Source organism: Anoxybacillus sp. ST70, assembly GCF_019553625.1.
Lineage (GTDB): Bacteria > Bacillota > Bacilli > Bacillales > Anoxybacillaceae > Anoxybacillus > Anoxybacillus gonensis.
The window spans coordinates 47,545-65,272 of record NZ_JAHZOF010000002.1; the positions used below are offsets into that span (position 1 = coordinate 47,545).

The 17,728-nt window shown below is 40.8% G+C and carries 15 protein-coding genes and 1 other annotated feature; of the genes, 6 read left to right on the forward strand and 9 right to left on the reverse strand.

What is annotated here, in order from left to right; translation table 11 throughout:
• Nucleotides 1-8: 8 nt before the first annotated feature.
• Nucleotides 9-1,310: a UDP-N-acetylmuramate--L-alanine ligase gene (gene murC, locus K1I43_RS03440; protein ID WP_009361569.1), complete on the forward strand. Its 1,302-nt coding sequence runs from the start codon at nt 9-11 to the stop codon at nt 1,308-1,310.
• 11 nt (nt 1,311-1,321) lie between these two features.
• Here murC and ytxJ read toward each other — a convergent pair whose 3' ends face one another.
• The 3 genes from ytxJ to K1I43_RS03455 are packed head-to-tail and all read right to left on the reverse strand — an operon-like array spanning nt 1,322 to nt 2,393.
• Nucleotides 1,322-1,651 carry a bacillithiol system redox-active protein YtxJ gene (gene ytxJ, locus K1I43_RS03445; protein ID WP_009361568.1) on the reverse strand — a complete coding sequence of 110 codons (330 nt, stop codon included), beginning with the start codon at nt 1,649-1,651 and terminating at the stop codon, nt 1,322-1,324.
• On the reverse strand, nt 1,638-1,988 hold the full coding sequence (locus tag K1I43_RS03450; RefSeq protein WP_009361567.1) for a hypothetical protein: 351 nt from the start codon (nt 1,986-1,988) through the stop codon (nt 1,638-1,640). The genes ytxJ and K1I43_RS03450 overlap by 14 nt, the downstream gene beginning before the upstream one ends.
• Nucleotides 1,989-2,000: 12 nt before the next feature.
• Nucleotides 2,001-2,393, reverse strand: coding sequence for a DUF948 domain-containing protein (locus K1I43_RS03455; protein ID WP_009361566.1), 393 nt, complete (start codon nt 2,391-2,393; stop codon nt 2,001-2,003).
• Nucleotides 2,394-2,522: 129 nt separating this feature from the next.
• Here K1I43_RS03455 and K1I43_RS03460 point away from each other — a divergent pair, with 129 nt between their 5' ends.
• Entirely contained in the window at nt 2,523-3,638 is a 1,116-nt protein-coding gene (locus tag K1I43_RS03460) for an aminopeptidase (protein WP_009361565.1), read from the forward strand.
• 24 nt (nt 3,639-3,662) lie between these two features.
• On the opposite strand, the gene K1I43_RS03465 is transcribed toward K1I43_RS03460, so the two are convergent.
• Nucleotides 3,663-5,819 (reverse strand): cell division protein FtsA, encoded by a 2,157-nt coding sequence (locus tag K1I43_RS03465; protein WP_019416652.1) that lies wholly within the window; start codon nt 5,817-5,819, stop codon nt 3,663-3,665.
• A 150-nt stretch (nt 5,820-5,969) separates the two neighbouring features.
• On the opposite strand from K1I43_RS03465, the gene K1I43_RS03470 reads away from it, so the two are divergent.
• Complete coding sequence (locus K1I43_RS03470) at nt 5,970-7,052, forward strand: bifunctional 3-deoxy-7-phosphoheptulonate synthase/chorismate mutase (protein ID WP_220382619.1); 1,083 nt, start codon at nt 5,970-5,972, stop codon at nt 7,050-7,052.
• A gap of 163 nt (nt 7,053-7,215) precedes the next feature.
• Nucleotides 7,216-8,217, forward strand: coding sequence for a catabolite control protein A (ccpA, locus tag K1I43_RS03475; RefSeq protein WP_009361562.1), 1,002 nt, complete (start codon nt 7,216-7,218; stop codon nt 8,215-8,217).
• Nucleotides 8,218-8,244: 27 nt separating this feature from the next.
• Here ccpA and K1I43_RS03480 read toward each other — a convergent pair whose 3' ends face one another.
• Genes K1I43_RS03480 through K1I43_RS03490 form a run of 3 tightly spaced genes read right to left on the reverse strand, consistent with a single transcriptional unit; the run spans nt 8,245 to nt 10,711 of the window.
• Nucleotides 8,245-9,417, reverse strand: coding sequence for an acetoin utilization protein AcuC (locus K1I43_RS03480; protein ID WP_136260292.1), 1,173 nt, complete (start codon nt 9,415-9,417; stop codon nt 8,245-8,247).
• Nucleotides 9,414-10,058: an acetoin utilization AcuB family protein gene (locus K1I43_RS03485; RefSeq protein WP_019416654.1), complete on the reverse strand. Its 645-nt coding sequence runs from the start codon at nt 10,056-10,058 to the stop codon at nt 9,414-9,416. The genes K1I43_RS03480 and K1I43_RS03485 overlap by 4 nt, the downstream gene beginning before the upstream one ends.
• 20 nt (nt 10,059-10,078) lie before the next feature.
• The gene (locus tag K1I43_RS03490; protein ID WP_019416655.1) at nt 10,079-10,711 is read right to left on the reverse strand and encodes a GNAT family N-acetyltransferase; all 633 of its coding nucleotides are present in this window, start codon (nt 10,709-10,711) and stop codon (nt 10,079-10,081) included.
• Between the two features lie 168 nt (nt 10,712-10,879).
• On the opposite strand from K1I43_RS03490, the gene acsA reads away from it, so the two are divergent.
• Nucleotides 10,880-12,598, forward strand: a complete 1,719-nt coding sequence (acsA, locus tag K1I43_RS03495) for an acetate--CoA ligase (RefSeq protein ID WP_026011489.1) — start codon at nt 10,880-10,882, stop codon at nt 12,596-12,598.
• Nucleotides 12,599-12,623: 25 nt separating this feature from the next.
• Here acsA and K1I43_RS03500 read toward each other — a convergent pair whose 3' ends face one another.
• Entirely contained in the window at nt 12,624-15,410 is a 2,787-nt protein-coding gene (locus tag K1I43_RS03500) for a transglycosylase domain-containing protein (protein ID WP_026011490.1), read from the reverse strand.
• Nucleotides 15,411-15,548: 138 nt separating this feature from the next.
• Nucleotides 15,549-15,773 (forward strand) — a binding site (T-box leader).
• A 52-nt stretch (nt 15,774-15,825) separates the two neighbouring features.
• On the opposite strand from K1I43_RS03500, the gene tyrS reads away from it, so the two are divergent.
• Nucleotides 15,826-17,085 (forward strand): tyrosine--tRNA ligase, encoded by a 1,260-nt coding sequence (gene tyrS, locus K1I43_RS03505; RefSeq protein WP_026011491.1) that lies wholly within the window; start codon nt 15,826-15,828, stop codon nt 17,083-17,085.
• Between the two features lie 35 nt (nt 17,086-17,120).
• Here the strand turns inward: tyrS and rpsD are convergent, their stop codons facing one another.
• On the reverse strand, nt 17,121-17,723 hold the full coding sequence (rpsD, locus tag K1I43_RS03510) for a 30S ribosomal protein S4 (RefSeq protein ID WP_006320770.1): 603 nt from the start codon (nt 17,721-17,723) through the stop codon (nt 17,121-17,123).
• Nucleotides 17,724-17,728: the final 5 nt, after the last annotated feature.

Genomic DNA, 17,728 nt, shown 5'->3' on the forward strand with positions numbered 1-17,728 from the left:
GTTTTTTTATGACTATTTACCATTTTGTCGGCATTAAAGGTACTGGAATGAGCGCACTTGCTCAAGTGTTACATGATATGAAATGTGTTGTGCAAGGTTCAGACTATGATAAGCGGTTTTTTACGCAAGAGGCTTTAGAAGAACGTGGGATTCCCATTCTTCCATTTCGGGCGGAAAATATTCAAAAAAATATGGTTGTGATTGCAGGGAACGCATTTCCAGATACTCATGAAGAAATTGTAGCCGCTCGCGAACTCGGTGTACCAGTCATTCGTTATCATCAGTTTTTAGGTGAATTTTTGCAGAAATTTACTAGTATCGCTGTGACTGGCGCCCACGGGAAGACATCAACAACAGGATTGCTCGCTCATGTGATGCAAGGAGCGCAACCGACGTCATATTTAATCGGAGATGGTTCCGGAAAGGGGAGAGAAGGAAGTAAATATTTTGTATTTGAAGCGTGCGAATATCGTCGTCATTTTTTAGCATATTGCCCTGATTATGCGATTATGACAAATATTGATTTCGATCATCCAGATTATTTTGCAAATATTGAAGATGTGTTTTCTGCATTTCAACAAATGGCGTGGCAAGTAAAAAAAGGAATTATTGCTTGCGGGGATGATGAATATTTACAAAAAATTCAAGCGAAAGTTCCTGTTGTTTTTTATGGGTTTGCTGAAGATAACGATTTTCAAGCACGAAATATTGTGAAAACATCAGAAGGTACATCGTTTGATGTGTTTGTGCGCCATACGTTTTTTGCTTCTTTCCATATTCCTCGATATGGCGATCATAACGTACTGAATGCGCTTGCTGTCATTGCGCTTTGCCATTACGAAGGGATTGATGTGAGCATTATTCAAGAACGATTAAAAACGTTTCCTGGGGTGAAACGTCGCTTCCATGAGAAACCGTTTGGTTCACAAGTGCTTATTGATGATTATGCTCATCATCCGACGGAAATACGGGCAACGATCGAGGCGGCAAGACAAAAGTATCCAGATCGTCAAATTGTTGCGATTTTTCAACCGCACACATATACACGGACGCAAACATTTTTACAAGAGTTTGCTGAAAGTTTATCGCTTGCTGATGCGGTATATTTGTGCGATATTTTTGGCTCAGCGCGCGAGCACCAAGGGAAATTATCCATCGAGGATTTGCGTGCAAAAATTGATGGGGCAAAACTGTTGCATGAGGAACAAGTTGACGTGTTAAAACACCATGATCACGCTGTCCTTATTTTTATGGGAGCAGGCGATATTCAAAAATTTCAAGAGAAATACGAACAATCGGTTCACGTATAAGCAAAAAGCAACTATGATGCGCTCATAGTTGCTTTTTTCATTTGTTCGTATGTGACGTTCCAATGTGAAGCATGCCACTTTACTCCTTGTTCAGTCACCCATAACACTTGAGGAGATTCATGCTTTACTTGGAGAGCTTCTGCGATATGCTGTGACAACGGACGAGCGTGTTGTACATGTAAGTAATAGGCGCGAATGTGTGGAAAATCGTTTGTAAACCGTTCAAATTCTAGCCATGCCCGATGGCTAATTGGGCATGTAAGGCTATGTTTCATAAATAAAAACGGGCGATGTGACAAGAAAATTTGCTCAAATTGTTCAATTGTTTCAACTTTCTCCATGTGCATCAGTTCCTTTATTCAAACGTTTTTCGACATCATGAACCGCTTGTTCGGTTTCTTTTAATAACTGTTCCACATCTGATGAAGGAAGCGGAATCGGGATAGATGAAATGGAATGCGATTTCTCTTGTTCGCTTTTTATCGGTTCTTCTTTTTCTTCACTTTTTCTCCATTCATTTATATTGCTTTCTTTGAAATCATTCAACAGTTGTTTTCCATGTTGTGCTGATTCGGTTAATAACTGCTTTCCGCGTTCGCTCGACAAAAAGAGTGCTGCTGCTGCACCTGCAATTCCCCCAACAATCGCCCCGAGTAGAAAAGAACCGTTTTTCGCCATATGAATGCCTCCTTACTTTCGTTTCTCTTTCCATTTTGTCCATATTTCAATGAGTGTTTGTCCCCACTGAATCGCCTGCGCAATTTTTTTTTCGTTTGTTGTTAACGTTTTAGAAATCGAGTCGCTAAATGTTTGAACGGTAACACCTACTTGTTTTACTGCATCGAATACGCTTTGCAAGCTTTCTGCTTTTTTATGCACGTCATCTGCAAGCGCGTTCGTCTTATGTAGTAATTGTGCCGTTTCTTTCCCAATTTCATGCATTTGTTTTTCAACTTCTTCTACTGTTTTTGCAACGTGTTGCAACGTTGTTTGAAGTGTTTTTAATGTTTGGACGACATAAATAACTAAAATGAGAAAGGCGATGGAGATGAGCGCAATGCTACTATACAAAACGATGTTCATTGTAAAACCCCTTTCTGTCTATCTTACATTTCATTCGACAAAAAGAGAAAAAATCCTGCAAAAAACTCCAAATTTTTTGTAGATCGGTTACAATATACATGTACATACGATGGAATGGAGGAATACAAAATGAAAGATCCGCGCATTGAAAAATTAGCGAAAAATTTAATTCATTACTCGCTTCGCCTACAAAAAGGAGAGAAAGTATTAATCGAAAACTTCGGTTTGCAGCGAGAGCTCGTCATTGCACTTGTGCGTGAAGCGTATGCTGTAGGAGCGTATCCGTTTGTTTCATTAAAAGATCATCAAGTCGATCGTGCGCTTTTGCTTGGTGCACAAGAAGAGCAGTTTCACATGATGGCTGAATTTGAAGCAAACGTCATGAAAGAAATGGATGCTTACATCGGCTTACGTGCAGGGGATAACATTAATGAGTTTGCGGATGTACCAGCTGACAAAATGAAAATTCATGGAAAAACAATTATGCAAAAAGTGCATCGGGACATTCGTGTACCGAAAACGAAATGGGTCGTGCTCCGCTATCCGAATCCGTCTATGGCACAGCTTGCGAAAATGAGTACAGAGGCGTTTGAAGATTTTTATTTCAACGTATGTAACTTAGACTACGGCAAAATGGATAAAGCGATGGATGCCCTTGTTGAGTTGATGAATAAAACAGACGAAGTGCGCATTACAGGACCAGGTACAGATTTAACGTTCTCCATTAAAGATATTCCTGCTATAAAATGTTCAGGTCAAATGAACATTCCAGACGGAGAAGTGTATACCGCTCCTGTTCGCGATTCCGTCAATGGTACAATTACATTTAATACGCCTTCACCTTATCAAGGCTTTACGTTTGAAAATGTCAAATTAACGTTTAAAGACGGAAAAATTATTGAAGCAACAGCAAACGATACAGAACGTATTAATCAAATTTTTGATACAGATGAAGGGGCGCGTTACATCGGCGAATTTGCAATCGGAGTCAACCCGTACATTCAACATCCGATGCAAGACATTTTATTTGATGAAAAAATCGATGGTAGCTTCCATTTCACACCAGGTCAATGTTACGATGAAGCGTACAATGGCAACCATTCGAACATCCATTGGGATATGGTTATGATTCAACGTCCAGAATATGGTGGCGGTGAAATATATTTTGATGGTGTGCTCATTCGTAAAGACGGCCGTTTTGTTCTCCCAGAGTTAGAGCCGTTAAATCCAGAAAACTTAAAATAAAAGAAAAAAGCAACTATGGGCTGCTCATAGTTGCTTTTTCTTCTGCCAAATAATTTCAAGTTGATCACCTGGGGCAAGCGTTTCGTAAAATGTTGTCGGTTTTCCGTTTTTCAGTAATGTAAATGTTGTTGACGCTCCTTGAGGAATATCAACTTGGACGTATTGAAATATATCTTGAAAAATAAACGGCTCGATTTTTCGCTCGCTAAATTGAAGCTCATCTCCATGTTGAACGAGATCGTCCTCATGAAGCTGTTCACCGTTACGATAAAACGCACCAATTTGTTTTGTTAATGTTAACGTTTCACCGTTAAATATAATTGGAAGCGAGTAATGAATGTTCAACTGTCTTGCTTCCGCTATTTGAGCGATTGTTCGCTGTTTTTGTTCATGAACGACGATGTGATCGCCGTCTTCAAATGGGGTATAGCGTTGGCACTCCATTCCATTTCGATATATCGTTGCGCCCCATTCAGGAAACTTTATTTTTTTTCCGTTTAACGTGATCGTAAATGGCTCGAGATGTTGGAGAAGATGGTCGTTTTTTGTTGCTTGCAAAAGTTGTTCCATCGTTTCTGGCATATGGACGACAATGGCGTCTCGATCACATAAAACAGCATCGAGGGAAGCAGGTTCCCCGTTCCGCAACACAAGCGGTTCAATCGTATATTGTTGCCCATTGATCGTCACTTGTTTTGTCGGTAATGATTCAAGCAAATCACGAAGTTGAATGGTTGCTTGCTTTCCGTCTTTCCCTTTTTCAACAACGATATGGTCGCCGTTTTTAATAGGTGTATCGAACGTTGCTGGTTCACCGTTTCTCATAATGATTGGTGGCTCTCCGTGTGTTCCGGGAACTGTAATTGTATTTCCATTGAGCGTAACGACGCAAGCTAAGCCGGGTTTGCCGTATAGTTTATGTAATTGAATACCTGCAGTTAATAGTGCATCACCGATCGTCAGTTGTTTCATATCAAATAAACGAATCGATTGTCCGTTTACCTCTACCGTTACGTATTGAATGGGTGTTTGTTTTGCAGCGATCGCAATGCCAATAGGGGTTACGAGTTCTGGACGATGTTTCATTTCTTCACGATCGATGTGCAATTTTTGAATGGCATCAATGCCGCGAATGGCGACGCGATTTTCTGGCAGATGAAGTTTTTGAGCAAGCCGTTTTGGCAGTTCTGGCGTCAAGCTTCCTCCTCCAACAAGCATCACCGCTTTCGGCGGTTGATCGTTATTTAATCGTAAAATTTCTTGGCTGATCGCATCAGCAAGTCGATCAATCGCCTCAGAAATAGTTGCAATCATTTGTTCGCGAGACACTTCTGTTTCAAAACCGAGAATGTCTGTAATCGTTACTGTTTCTTTTGTATGTAAGTCACGTTTTGCCTGTTCAGCAAGAGGGAAATCGAGTAAATATGCATCAGAAATCGCTTCTGTAATTTCATCGCCCGCCATCGGTACCATTCCGTAAGCAATCACTGTCCCGCCATCTGTAATCGCGATATCAGACGTTCCTGCACCAATATCTACAAGCGCAACATTTAATCGCCGCATCGTCGGAGGAATAAGTACATTTAGGGCAGCGATCGGTTCGAGTGTTAGCGCCTCCATTTCTAAATGGGCACGTTGCAATGCTGCAAGAAGCGACTCGACGACAAGTTTCGGTAAAAATGTGGCGATGACTTCAACGCTCGCTTCATCTCCTTGTTGATCAATTAAGCTACCGATTTCTTCACCATCAATTTCATAGCGCGTCACCGAATAACCGACGCAGTAATAATGATGACTTTTTTCATTCGATGATTTTTCCGCTAACGTCATTTGTGCTTGTTGAACGGCGGCGAGTTCTAAGTATGTGACATCTTCATGAGTTAAAAGCGGTTTTCCTTTCACTGAAATCGTTGTTTTTCCTTTTTCTGTTTTTAATGAACGACCTGCTGCTGCGACGCATACACGTGTAAGAGGCCCATGCCGTTCCTCTAACGTTTTTTTTATATCGATAATGACTTTCGCAACAGCAAGTACGTCATGAATTTGTCCATCAAGCATGGCCCGTTCTTCATGTTCTTTGATGACAATGTCTTCAACTTGATATTGTCCATCTGTTTCCTTTAAAATAATGCCAACCACTGAACGAGTGCCGATATCTAATGCAAAAATCAAGCTTCCCACCTTCTTTTTCGAAAATTAAAAAATTCTTTATTGCTTAAACGCGTTTTATAAATAAAGGGGTGACAACTTTATCCACTTCGTTTATAATAATCTCTAATTATATAGAAATGTACCATATTTTTTAGCTTATATAAAGAAAGGATGAGATGAATGAGTAACGAACGATTAGATGAGCTGAGAGCAAAGATTGATGAGTTAAATTTACAGTTGTTAAAGTTAATTAATGAACGTGGACGCCTTGTTCAAGAAATCGGGAAAATTAAAGATGCCCAAGGGACGTATTTTTATGATCCTGTTCGTGAAAGAAAAATGTTGGATTTAATTTTAGAACATAATGACGGCCCGTTTGATAAGGCGACGTTAAAACATATTTTTAAAGAAATTTTTAAAGCCGGTCTTGATTTACAAGAAGATGATCATAAAAAAGCATTGCTCGTATCTCGAAAGAAAAAGCCAGAAAATACGATTGTCGATGTGAAAGGGGAAAAAATCGGCGATGGCAATCAATATTTTGTCATGGGACCATGCGCCGTTGAAAGCTATGAACAAGTGGCGGAAGTTGCACAAGCAATCAAGCGTCACGGTTTAAGATTGTTGCGAGGGGGAGCGTATAAACCACGCACATCACCATACGATTTCCAAGGTCTTGGAGTAGAAGGGTTAAAAATTTTAAAACGTGTAGCAGATGAATTCGATTTAGCGGTTATTAGTGAAATTGTGACGCCTGCAGATATTGAAACAGCGCTTGATTATATTGACGTCATTCAAATCGGGGCGCGCAATATGCAAAACTTTGAGTTGCTCAAAGCGGCTGGGCAAGTGAATAAACCGGTGTTGTTAAAGCGTGGATTAGCTGCAACGATTGAAGAGTTTATTCATGCGGCAGAATACATTATGTCGCAAGGAAATGGACAAATCATTTTGTGTGAACGTGGCATTCGCACATATGAAAAAGCGACGCGCAATACGCTTGACATTTCTGCAGTGCCGATTTTGAAAAAGGAAACGCACTTACCTGTTTTTGTTGATGTGACACATTCGACAGGGCGTCGAGATTTACTTTTACCGTGTGCGAAAGCAGCGCTTGCCATTGGGGCGGATGGCGTCATGGCTGAAGTGCATCCTGATCCTGCTGTGGCGTTATCTGATTCCGCACAACAGATGGACATTGATCAGTTCAATGAGTTTATGGAAGAATTAAAATCATTTCAAAAACAATTTGTAAAAGCATAACGAGAAGAAGCTGGTGATTTGTTCGCCAGCTTTTCTTTTTCTTATGAATTTATTTGTGAAAACGTTGCACTTGGGTAATCATTTATCGTATGATATTTTTACATAAAATTGCGATGTACGACAGTTTTCGATATATAGAGCGCTGAAAAGGAGTGTGTATGTGATGAATGTAACAATTTATGATGTCGCAAGAGAAGCAAACGTGTCGATGGCGACCGTTTCACGTGTAGTAAATGGGAACCCAAACGTAAAGCCTTCTACACGCAAAAAAGTATTAGAAGTGATTGAGCGACTCGGATATCGTCCGAATGCGGTGGCGCGCGGATTAGCAAGTAAGAAGACGACGACAGTCGGAGTAATTATTCCGGATATATCAAGCATTTTCTTTGCAGAAATGGCTCGCGGCATCGAAGATATTGCAACGATGTATAAGTATAACATTATTTTAAGTAATTCAGATCAAAATAAAGAAAAAGAGCTGCATTTATTAAATACGATGTTGGCAAAACAAGTCGATGGCATTTTATTTATGGGCGGTGATGTCACTGAAGAGCATGTCGAGCAGTTTAAAAAGTCAGATGTACCGATTGTATTAGCTGCAACCATTGAAAAAAACAATATTATTCCATCCGTCAATATTGACTATGAGCAAGCGGCATATGATGCAGTACATATGTTAATCGAAAAAGGACATAAACGAATTGCTTATGTGACAGGGCCGCTAAATGACCCAATTAACGGATTGAAAAAATTAGCTGGTTATCGCCGTGCTTTAGAAGAAGCGAATATTGCTTATGATGACGAGCTCGTCGTTGAAGGGGATTACACGTATGATTCAGGAATGGAAGCATATGAAAAACTAGCCGAACTTGCCCAGCGACCAACAGCCATTTTTGTTGGGACAGATGAAATGGCGCTTGGTGTCATTCATGGGGCCCAAGACCGTGGTGTGCGCATTCCTGATGAATTAGAAGTAGTCGGTTTTGATAACACTCGTTTAGCTACAATGGTTCGCCCGAAGCTAACGACAGTCGTACAGCCGATGTACGATATTGGTGCGGTAGCGATGCGTTTATTAACAAAATATATGAACAAAGAACATGTGGACAATCACATTGTTGTATTACCACATCGAATTGAATATCGCGATTCGACAAAATCATAAAGAGGCAGAAGCCTCTTTATGATTTTTTTATAAATTTAATCGTTGTTTATTGCTTCGAATTGGTTGAAGTGCTTTGATGACAGTTTGGGCATTTTTTTCTGTAATTTCTGCCTTTCTCGGAATGGGTGGGTATAAGTCGTCCGGGTCATCCCACTCGAGCGGTAAAGAAACGGGTGCATGTTGTTGCCAGCGAGCAATCCATTCTTTCGGTAAAGGTCCAGAAATATCGGATTGTTCTGTCATTTCAAGCCATAATAGCGCCCATGCACGCGGAACAACGCGCCAAATGTCGTATCCTCCGCCACCGACTGCAATCCAACGACCGTTGCAATATTGATGAGCAATTTGATGTGCAAGTTTTGGAATTTCACGATACATGCGCATCGTCCCACATAAATGAGTTAACGGATCGTAATAATGAGCGTCCACACCGTTTTGGGTTAAAATGACGTCAGGCCGAAAGAAGTCGGCGATTTCCATGAGTGCCTCTTTATATGCTGCTAGCCAAGACTCATCTTCTGTAAACGCGTCGACAGGAATGTTAAAGGAATAACCATATCCTTTTCCTTGTCCTCGTTCATTGACATTTCCTGTACCAGGGAATAAGTAACGTCCTGTTTCATGAATGGAAAATGTACAAACATTTGGATCGTCATAAAACGTCCATTGTACTCCATCACCATGATGAGCATCTGTGTCGACGTATAAAACGCGGACACCGTATTTTTCTTGCATATATTTAATGGCGACAGAACTGTCATTGTAAATGCAAAATCCGGATGCTTTGCCGCGGAATCCATGATGAAGCCCTCCGCCTAAACTGAGCGCATGCTCGGCTTTTCCAGAAAGCACGTAATCAACCGCTGTTAATGTTCCCCCAACAAGAAGGGCGCTCGCTTCATGCATATTTGGAAAAATAGGTGTATCTTCCGTTCCTAAGCCATAATTGATTGCAATTTCTTCTGAAAGTTGTCCCTTCCCCGCTTTTTTTACTGCTTCAATGTAATCCATATCGTGAACAAGAACTAGCTCTTCATCTGTGGCAAGACGCGGTGCTACAATTTGTGAATCATGGAGCGCACCGACCGTTTGTAATAAGTCATACGTTAGTTTGACACGCAGTTGATTGAACGGATGGCGATCATGGAATTTATACGTTTGAAATGCATCGGAATAAACGAACACACTATTTTTGCTCATGATGAAACCCCCGGCAAGTTTGGCCATAGTACGTCGTATCCTTGTGCTTTTAAATCATCAATAATCGCCATCGGGTTCATTGTTTGAATACGAAACACGAGCACTTTATACTTTTCATCTTGATCAGGATATACAAGAACGCTTGAAATATTGATGTTCCGTTTTTGAAAAACAGAAGCGACTTCACTTAACATCCCTGCTCGGTTCGGCACTTTAATTTCAATTTGTGAGCCGGGCTGATGAGCCCCTGTTAATTGTACGAGCGTATATAGCAAATCGCTTTCCGTAATAATGCCGACGAGTTTATTTTCTTTGACGATTGGCATGCAGCTGATGCGATGTTCGTAAAATAAAGCTGCCACTTCTTCGACGAAATCAAGCGGGTGACCTGTAATGACGTTTGTTTTCATAATGGTGCTTAACGGTTTTTGTAAATCTTCTACATGTTCATTTGCATGAAAGATCGATGGACTTGCATCGCGTAAATCGCGATCGGTGACGATTCCAATGACATGATATTCCTCATCGACAATTGGTAAGTGACGAATGTTTTTTTGCTTGACAACATTTAACGCATCGGCAATTGTATTTGACGGCTTTAGTGCGATGACATCTGTTTTCATCATTTGTTCGACAATCATTTCCCCATCCCCTTTGTTTTTTAATACATAAAGCGGTTCATAAAGCGAAGTTGATCAAACTTTTGGATCGATTGTTGATCGACGCGTTTCCCAATGCGCGCCATTAAGCAGTTAGCTGGATGCGAACAAATTTCAGGATCGTCCGTTGCATACCAAACGAGTCCGCCCGCGTTCATCATTTTCTCCATCACTTTCCGATATTCCCATACGTTTAAACCGGTTCGTTTTAAATCCCAATGCCAATAGTACTCTGTTGTAATAATGATGTAATCTTCCATCGCATCGTCCATCATCGCTACTTTCAATAAATTTTTTCCGACACCACATCCCCGAAAGTCTGGAATAACTTCGATTGCCCCGAGTTCGATTAAATTTTCCATCTTCCCTTGTGACCATCTTTCAAGCGGGTCAGGATACAAAAACGTGACGTAACCAACGATCGTATGACCGTGGCGTGCAATAATAATTCGACCTTCTGGAAGGCCTGTAATTTCAATGAGCGCTTGATGTTGCTGGTGCGGTTGTCGAAATGCTGTTAAATCATGATGAAATTCGTAGCTAGCTAATTTTTCTGGGGAAATCGGTCCCTCAATAATTAACGTCCCTTTCGGTGTTTTTAATTGTTTTGCGTTATATGTTTTTTTATGCTCCATTGCCCCACCGCCTACTGAAATAATCTCACTTCAATTATACATAAAAAAATAAAAATTAAATCGTTTTCATAATAAACATAAATGAAAATTTTTTAAAAATTGAGAAATTGTTTATAGTATAATATAATTACGAATGTAAACACTTCAAACAAGGGGGAGTTTGGGATGATTAAAGTGGAAACGCTACCAGTCATTCAAGGGGATTTCAATTTAAAAAATTATGAAGAAACGTATAAAACGTTTGACTGGTCTGAAGCAGAAAAATATTTTTCGTGGTATGAAACAGGAAAAGTAAACATGGCGTATGAAGCGATTGATCGTCATGCAGAAACGTTCCGAAAAAACAAAGTGGCTCTTTATTATCGTGACGCGACAAGAGAAGAAAAGTACACATTTAAAGAAATGAAGGAGTTTTCAAACAAAGTAGCCAACGTGTTAAAAGAAGTGGCCGATGTAGAAAAAGGCGATCGCGTCTTCATTTTTATGCCTCGCTCGCCTGAACTGTACTTCTCTGTGCTTGGAGCAATTAAACTTGGCGCAATTGTTGGACCTCTTTTTGAGGCGTTCATGGAAGGAGCAGTACGTGACCGTTTAGAAGATAGCGAAGCAAAAGTGATTATTACGACGCCGGAGCTTTTACCACGTGTACCTGTAAATGAATTACCAGCATTAAAATACGTATTTTTAGTTGGAGATGACATTAAAGAAGAAGGGCCATTTTTTGATTTGAAAAAGCGGATGAACGCAGCAAGCAAACATTTTCAGATTGAATGGGTCGGACGCGAGGACGGACTTATTTTACATTATACATCTGGTTCAACAGGAAAACCAAAAGGTGTACTGCATGTGCATAACGCGATGATTCAACATTATCAAACAGCAAAATGGGTATTAGATTTAAAAGAAGATGACGTATATTGGTGCACGGCTGATCCGGGTTGGGTGACAGGAACTTCGTACGGCATTTTCGGTCCATGGCTTTGTGGGGCATCAAATGTCATTGTAGGTGGGCGCTTTAACCCTGAAGCATGGTATAAAACGATTGAAGACTACGGTGTTACGGTATGGTATAGTGCACCGACGGCGTTTCGTATGTTAATGGGTGCTGGGGACGAGCTTGTGAAAAAGTTTGATTTGCGCTCGCTTCGCCATATTTTAAGCGTAGGGGAACCGCTCAATCCAGAAGTCGTCCGTTGGGGAATGAAAGTGTTCAATCGCCGTATTCACGATACGTGGTGGATGACAGAAACAGGGGCACAACTCATTTGTAACTATCCGTGTATGGAAATTAAGCCGGGATCGATGGGGAAACCAATTCCAGGAGTAAAGGCAGCGATTGTTGACGATCAAGGAAATGAATTACCGCCATATCGCATGGGCAATTTAGCAATTAAAAAAGGTTGGCCTTCAATGATGCGCGCGATTTGGAACAATCCACAAAAATACGAGTCGTACTTCTTACCTGGTGATTGGTATGTATCTGGCGATTCGGCATATATGGATGAAGACGGATATTTCTGGTTCCAAGGACGAATTGATGATGTCATTATGACAGCGGGAGAGCGTGTTGGTCCGTTTGAAGTGGAAAGCAAACTCGTTGAACATCCTGCTGTTGCAGAAGCAGGTGTTATCGGAAAGCCAGATCCGGTGCGCGGTGAAATTATTAAAGCGTTTGTTGCTTTACGAGAAGGGTACGAGCCATCAGAAGAATTAAAAGAAGATATTCGTAACTTTGTGAAAAAAGGTTTAGCTGCGCATGCAGCGCCACGTGAGATCGAGTTCCGTGATAAGCTGCCAAAAACGCGAAGTGGAAAAATTATGCGTCGCGTCTTGAAAGCTTGGGAACTAAACTTACCGACAGGTGATTTATCAACAATGGAAGACTAAAAAAATCGGGCATGGCCCGATTTTTTTAGTTTGTTGATGACTGTTCTTCTGTTGGTATTTCTATCGGTTGTTCATCGGTTGATTGCTCGGGTGGTGTCGCAGGTAACATACGAACGATATTGGACGGATTCGATTCCAATCCAGCAATATCGACAGCCGTCACGTAATATATTCCTTGTTTTAACGGTATGCTTTTTTGTTCGCCTTTACGAATTGTTGCGATAACTTGAAACGTTGCTGTTTCGGATGAAGCGTAGTATACCCGATAACCGATGACGTCTTGTTCATGATGTTCGTTCCAAACGAGCGTCGTTCCTTTTTGTTGTGCAGCTAGTGGGTCAGGTTTTTTCCCGTTTTCTTGAAGCGTTTTTGCGACAAATACATGTTTCCATTTATCGTTTTGCGGGAGTAATTTGCTCATATCTTTTATATGTTGAATTCCCCACGCTTCAAGTAACGAACCATCAATCATCACACCTTCTTTTGTAAATTCTTTCGGTGTTGTCGGTAAAGAGGCGTATCGTTCTCCGTTCAACTCAACGAAAGCTCCGCTAATTAAATACGGGTCTTCTTTTTTCGGTACAAACGCTGTATTGAATAAATCGCTTTCGATCAGTCCGAATCGTTTACACGTTTCTGATGGAAGTAATCCAGAAATTGCGCAATATGAGCGTTGGACAATTCCTCCAGGCATTTGGAATCGTTCTTTCGGCGCAATCAATTCTGGGCGAATATCGTACGCCCCATTCATCAGCTGTGCCCATAGCAATAAGTTTCTTTGTGAATATGATAACCCTTTATAGCTTTTTTCAAGCGGTTTTGGTGTATCGTATCCTATCCAAGTACCGAACGTTACATTTGGATTTGTCGCAACAAACCAAGCGTCCTTTGTATTTTGGCTCGTTCCTGTTTTTCCAGCCCAATCTGCTGAAAATTTTAACTTGCCATTTAAAAAGGCTGCTGTGCCAGAGCGAATCACATCGCGCATCATATCGATTGTTAAATACGCTGTTTGAGGCGAAAACACCTCAACTGGTTTTGTCTCGTGTTCATATACAACTTTTCCGTTTTTATCGACAATTTTTTCGATTAAATACGCGTCAATGAACTTTCCATCATTTGCAAACGTTGCATATGCGTTTACATTTTCTTCGATCGTTACTCCTTTTGTTAATCCCCCAAGGGCAAGGGATAAATGATGTCCATCTCCCGTTGTTAAGCTTGTGAAGCCCATTTTTTCTAAATATGAAATGGGGCGTTGGTCGATGATGCGCGCATATGTCCGAATCGCAGGAATGTTATACGATTTTTTTAGCGCATGACGAACCGATGTTAAGCCGTGTGTTTTACCATCTGCATTTTTTGGGCGATATGGGCCTTGTTGTGTAGGAATTTCTAAATCAATATCTGGAATGACAGATCCCGGTTGAATAATGCCCATTTCCATTGCTGGTGCATAGACGAGAAGCGGCTTCATCGTTGAACCGTTCGAACGATACGCTTGGGTGGCGTGATTCAGTTGTTCTCTGTTATAATCTCGTCCACCGACAAAGCTAATAATACGCCCTGTTTTGTTTTCGATTAAAATCGCTCCGACTTCTACCGGTTGACGAACAGAAATCATTTGTCCTGTTTTTTCATCTCTTTTCCGAACAACTGTATCGCTTCCAAAGTACGGATATTTTTCGACAATCGCTTTCATCCGCTCATATATGTCTTTATCAATCGTTGTGTAAATCGTGTAGCCGTTTTGGCGTAATTGTTTTTCGGCTTTTTCGGCATATTCTTTATATAACTGGTCGTTGGAACGTACATCTTGCCGTTCGTATCCATCTTTTTTCGCTAATAAATCGATGAAAATCTCTTTAGCGCGACGTTCGATTTCAAACGTCAGCCATGGATATTTTTCCACTGGAGATGGCAAGGAAGAAACAAAGTCTTTTGTAATGTCGTATGATAACGCGTCCTTATATTGCTCTTCTGAAATGTATCCAGCTTTTTTCATGCGCGTTAATACAGTTTTCATTCGATTTAGCGCAGGAGATAAATCGCTTTTTAGTTCCCCTTCGCTTGTAAACGGTGTATAGCGAAATGGACTTTGTGGCAATCCTGCTAAAAAAGCAGCTTGCGGCAGCGTTAATTCTTTTGCATCGACGCCGAAAACGCCTTTTGCGGCAGCTTGCACGCCGGCAATATTTCGCCCAGATGCGTTCCTCCCGAACGGCACAACGTTAATGTAGGCTTCCAATATTTCATCTTTTGAGAAAAACTTTTCAAGTCGTAAAGCGAGCAACACTTCTTTTGCTTTTCTCTCAAACGACACTTCGCTCGTTAAAATTTGATTTTTTACAAGCTGTTGAGTTAATGTACTTCCTCCGCTACGTGTCGAGGAGTTTGTTGCTTCTTGGAAAATGGCACGTATAATAGCTTTTGGTACAACCCCTTTATGTTCATAAAAATGTTCATCTTCTGTAGCGATGACCGCTTGAATGAAATGAGGGGAAACTTGTGAAAGTTTGACTTCATCGCGTTCTAAATCCGAACGGAAATAGCCAAGATATTCACGATTAGCAAAATAAATATGCGTTGTTTCTTCATAGTTATAAATATCTTTTTTCATTTCTTTGTAAGGAATTGGCTTGGCATCTTTCACAAGTGAGGCAAAATATCCCGCACCGACACCGAAGGCAAAACTGAATGCGCATAAACAGGCGATCAATATAATTAAACATACATTCCAAATCACTTCGTACGTAATCGTAAAATGATGCCATAGTTTTTGCCATGAAAATCGGACTTGTTTTTCTGACATAGTGACCTCCCATCCGTATTGTATTTTCATTATTATATCATAATTTGTTTTTTCGTATCGGAAAATGTCTAATTTTGTTTGAATATCTTGACAACAGTTGATGTTTTATGATAAAAGAGGGTATACTAACATGTAAATAATTGAGCGATGAGCGGAACGAGTAGTGCTTATCTCCCTGTTGACAGAGAGCTAGTGGTTGGTGCGAACTAGTACATAGGTAAGCATGAATTACCTCCGTGAGCATCTTTTGCGAACAGCTTGTGCGAAAGTAGCAAAAGACGGTATAGGCCGTTATGTCAATGAAGCGAGAGAACATATATGTTCTCTAAGTAGGGTGGTACCGCGATGAAACTCGTCCCTCCATAATGAAGGACGGGTTTTTTTGTTTCCATAATAAACAGAAAGGGTGGTTGCAATGGATTTGCTTCAAGATTTACAATTTCGCGGTTTAATTAATCAAATGACAGATGAAGATGGACTGAAAGCGCTGTTAGCAGAGGAAAGCGTCAAAGTATATTGTGGTTTTGACCCAACGGCAGATAGTTTGCATATCGGTCATTTGCTTCCGATTTTAATGTTGCGTCGCTTTCAACAAGCTGGTCACCAACCGATTGCGCTCGTTGGTGGAGCAACGGGACTGATTGGAGATCCGAGTGGAAAAAAAGCAGAGCGAAAATTAAATGAAAAAGAGACGGTCGCTTATTACAGTGAGCGAATTAAACAACAGTTAAGCCGCTTTTTAGATTTTGACAAAGATGACAATCCAGCGATTATCGCAAATAACTACGAGTGGATCGGTTCGCTTGATGTCATTACATTTTTGCGTGATGTCGGGAAAAACTTTGGAATTAACTACATGCTTGCGAAAGAATCTGTACAGTCGCGATTGGAAACAGGAATTTCGTTTACAGAGTTTAGTTATATGATTTTGCAGGCATACGACTTTTTGAAGCTGTATGAAATGTATGGATGCAAGTTGCAAGTTGGCGGAAGTGACCAATGGGGGAACATTACGGCGGGGCTCGAGCTCATTAGAAAAACAGAAGAAGATGCAAAAGTGTTTGGATTAACAGTTCCGCTCGTAACAAAAGCAGACGGAACAAAGTTTGGGAAAACAGAAGGTGGAGCGGTATGGCTTGATGCTGACAAAACGTCTCCATATGAGTTTTATCAATTTTGGATTAATACAGATGATCGTGATGTTGTAAAATATTTGAAGTGCTTTACGTTTTTATCGCACGAAGAAATTATGGAATTAGAAAAACAAACAGCTGAAGCACCGGAAAAACGGGCAGCACAAAAAGCATTAGCTGCGGAGATGACGCGTCTCGTTCATGGGGAGGAAGCGTTGCAACAGGCAATCAACATTTCTGAAGCGCTCTTTAGCGGAGAAGTAGCAAAATTAACAGCAAATGAGATTGAACAAGGTTTTAAAGATGTACCATCGTATGTATGTCATGAAAAGGAAGTGGCGCTTGTTGATTTGCTCGTAGCGAGTGGCATTTGTCCATCGAAACGTCAAGCTCGCGAGGACGTAGCGAATGGAGCGATTTACGTAAACGGCGAGCGCATGCAAGACGTAAATAAAATAATGACAGAAGAAAATCGCATTGAAGGACGCTTTACGATTATTCGCCGCGGCAAGAAAAAATATTATTTAATTCGTTATGCATAAAAAATCCTCTCTGCTTTGGCAGAGAGGATTTTTTATTAACGTGAGTAGAACTCAACGATTAATGCTTCGTTAATTTCTGCAGGCAATTCAGAGCGTTCAGGTAAACGAGTGTAAGTACCTTCTAATTTGTCTGCATCAAGCGTTAAGTAATCAGGTACAAAGTTGTTCACTTCAAGCGCTTCTTTAATAATTTGAAGGTTGCGAGATTTTTCGCGAACAGAAATTGTTTGACCTGGTTTTACACGATAAGATGGGATGTCAACGCGGCTGCCATCAACTAAAATATGACCGTGGTTAACTAATTGGCGAGCTTGACGGCGAGTGCGCGCGAAACCTAAACGGTAAACAAGGTTGTCTAAACGAGACTCAAGTAAGATCATGAAGTTTTCACCATGTTTACCAGCCATTTTACCAGCTTCTTCGAACGTTTTACGGAATTGACGTTCGTTTACACCGTACATATGGCGAAGTTTTTGCTTCTCTTGAAGCTGCATACCATATTCAGATAATTTTTTGCGTTGTCCTGGACCATGTTGACCTGGTGGGTAAGGACGTTTTTGTAATTCTTTACCTGTACCGCTCAATGAAATGCCAAGGCGGCGAGAAATTTTCCAAGTTGGACCTGTATAACGAGCCATAAATG

Excerpts from the sequence above, each read along its gene's own strand:
- murC (WP_009361569.1), top strand. The coding sequence starts at position 9 with ATGACTATTTACCATTTTGTCGGCATTAAAGGTACTGGAATGAGCGCA.
- ytxJ (WP_009361568.1), bottom strand. The coding sequence starts at position 1,651 with ATGGAGAAAGTTGAAACAATTGAACAATTTGAGCAAATTTTCTTGTCA.
- K1I43_RS03450 (WP_009361567.1), bottom strand. The coding sequence starts at position 1,988 with ATGGCGAAAAACGGTTCTTTTCTACTCGGGGCGATTGTTGGGGGAATT.
- K1I43_RS03455 (WP_009361566.1), bottom strand. The coding sequence starts at position 2,393 with ATGAACATCGTTTTGTATAGTAGCATTGCGCTCATCTCCATCGCCTTT.
- K1I43_RS03460 (WP_009361565.1), top strand. The coding sequence starts at position 2,523 with ATGAAAGATCCGCGCATTGAAAAATTAGCGAAAAATTTAATTCATTAC.
- K1I43_RS03470 (WP_220382619.1), top strand. The coding sequence starts at position 5,970 with ATGAGTAACGAACGATTAGATGAGCTGAGAGCAAAGATTGATGAGTTA.
- ccpA (WP_009361562.1), top strand. The coding sequence starts at position 7,216 with ATGAATGTAACAATTTATGATGTCGCAAGAGAAGCAAACGTGTCGATG.
- K1I43_RS03480 (WP_136260292.1), bottom strand. The coding sequence starts at position 9,417 with ATGAGCAAAAATAGTGTGTTCGTTTATTCCGATGCATTTCAAACGTAT.
- K1I43_RS03485 (WP_019416654.1), bottom strand. The coding sequence starts at position 10,058 with ATGATTGTCGAACAAATGATGAAAACAGATGTCATCGCACTAAAGCCG.
- K1I43_RS03490 (WP_019416655.1), bottom strand. The coding sequence starts at position 10,711 with ATGGAGCATAAAAAAACATATAACGCAAAACAATTAAAAACACCGAAA.
- K1I43_RS03500 (WP_026011490.1), bottom strand. The coding sequence starts at position 15,410 with ATGTCAGAAAAACAAGTCCGATTTTCATGGCAAAAACTATGGCATCAT.
- tyrS (WP_026011491.1), top strand. The coding sequence starts at position 15,826 with ATGGATTTGCTTCAAGATTTACAATTTCGCGGTTTAATTAATCAAATG.
- rpsD (WP_006320770.1), bottom strand. The coding sequence starts at position 17,723 with ATGGCTCGTTATACAGGTCCAACTTGGAAAATTTCTCGCCGCCTTGGC.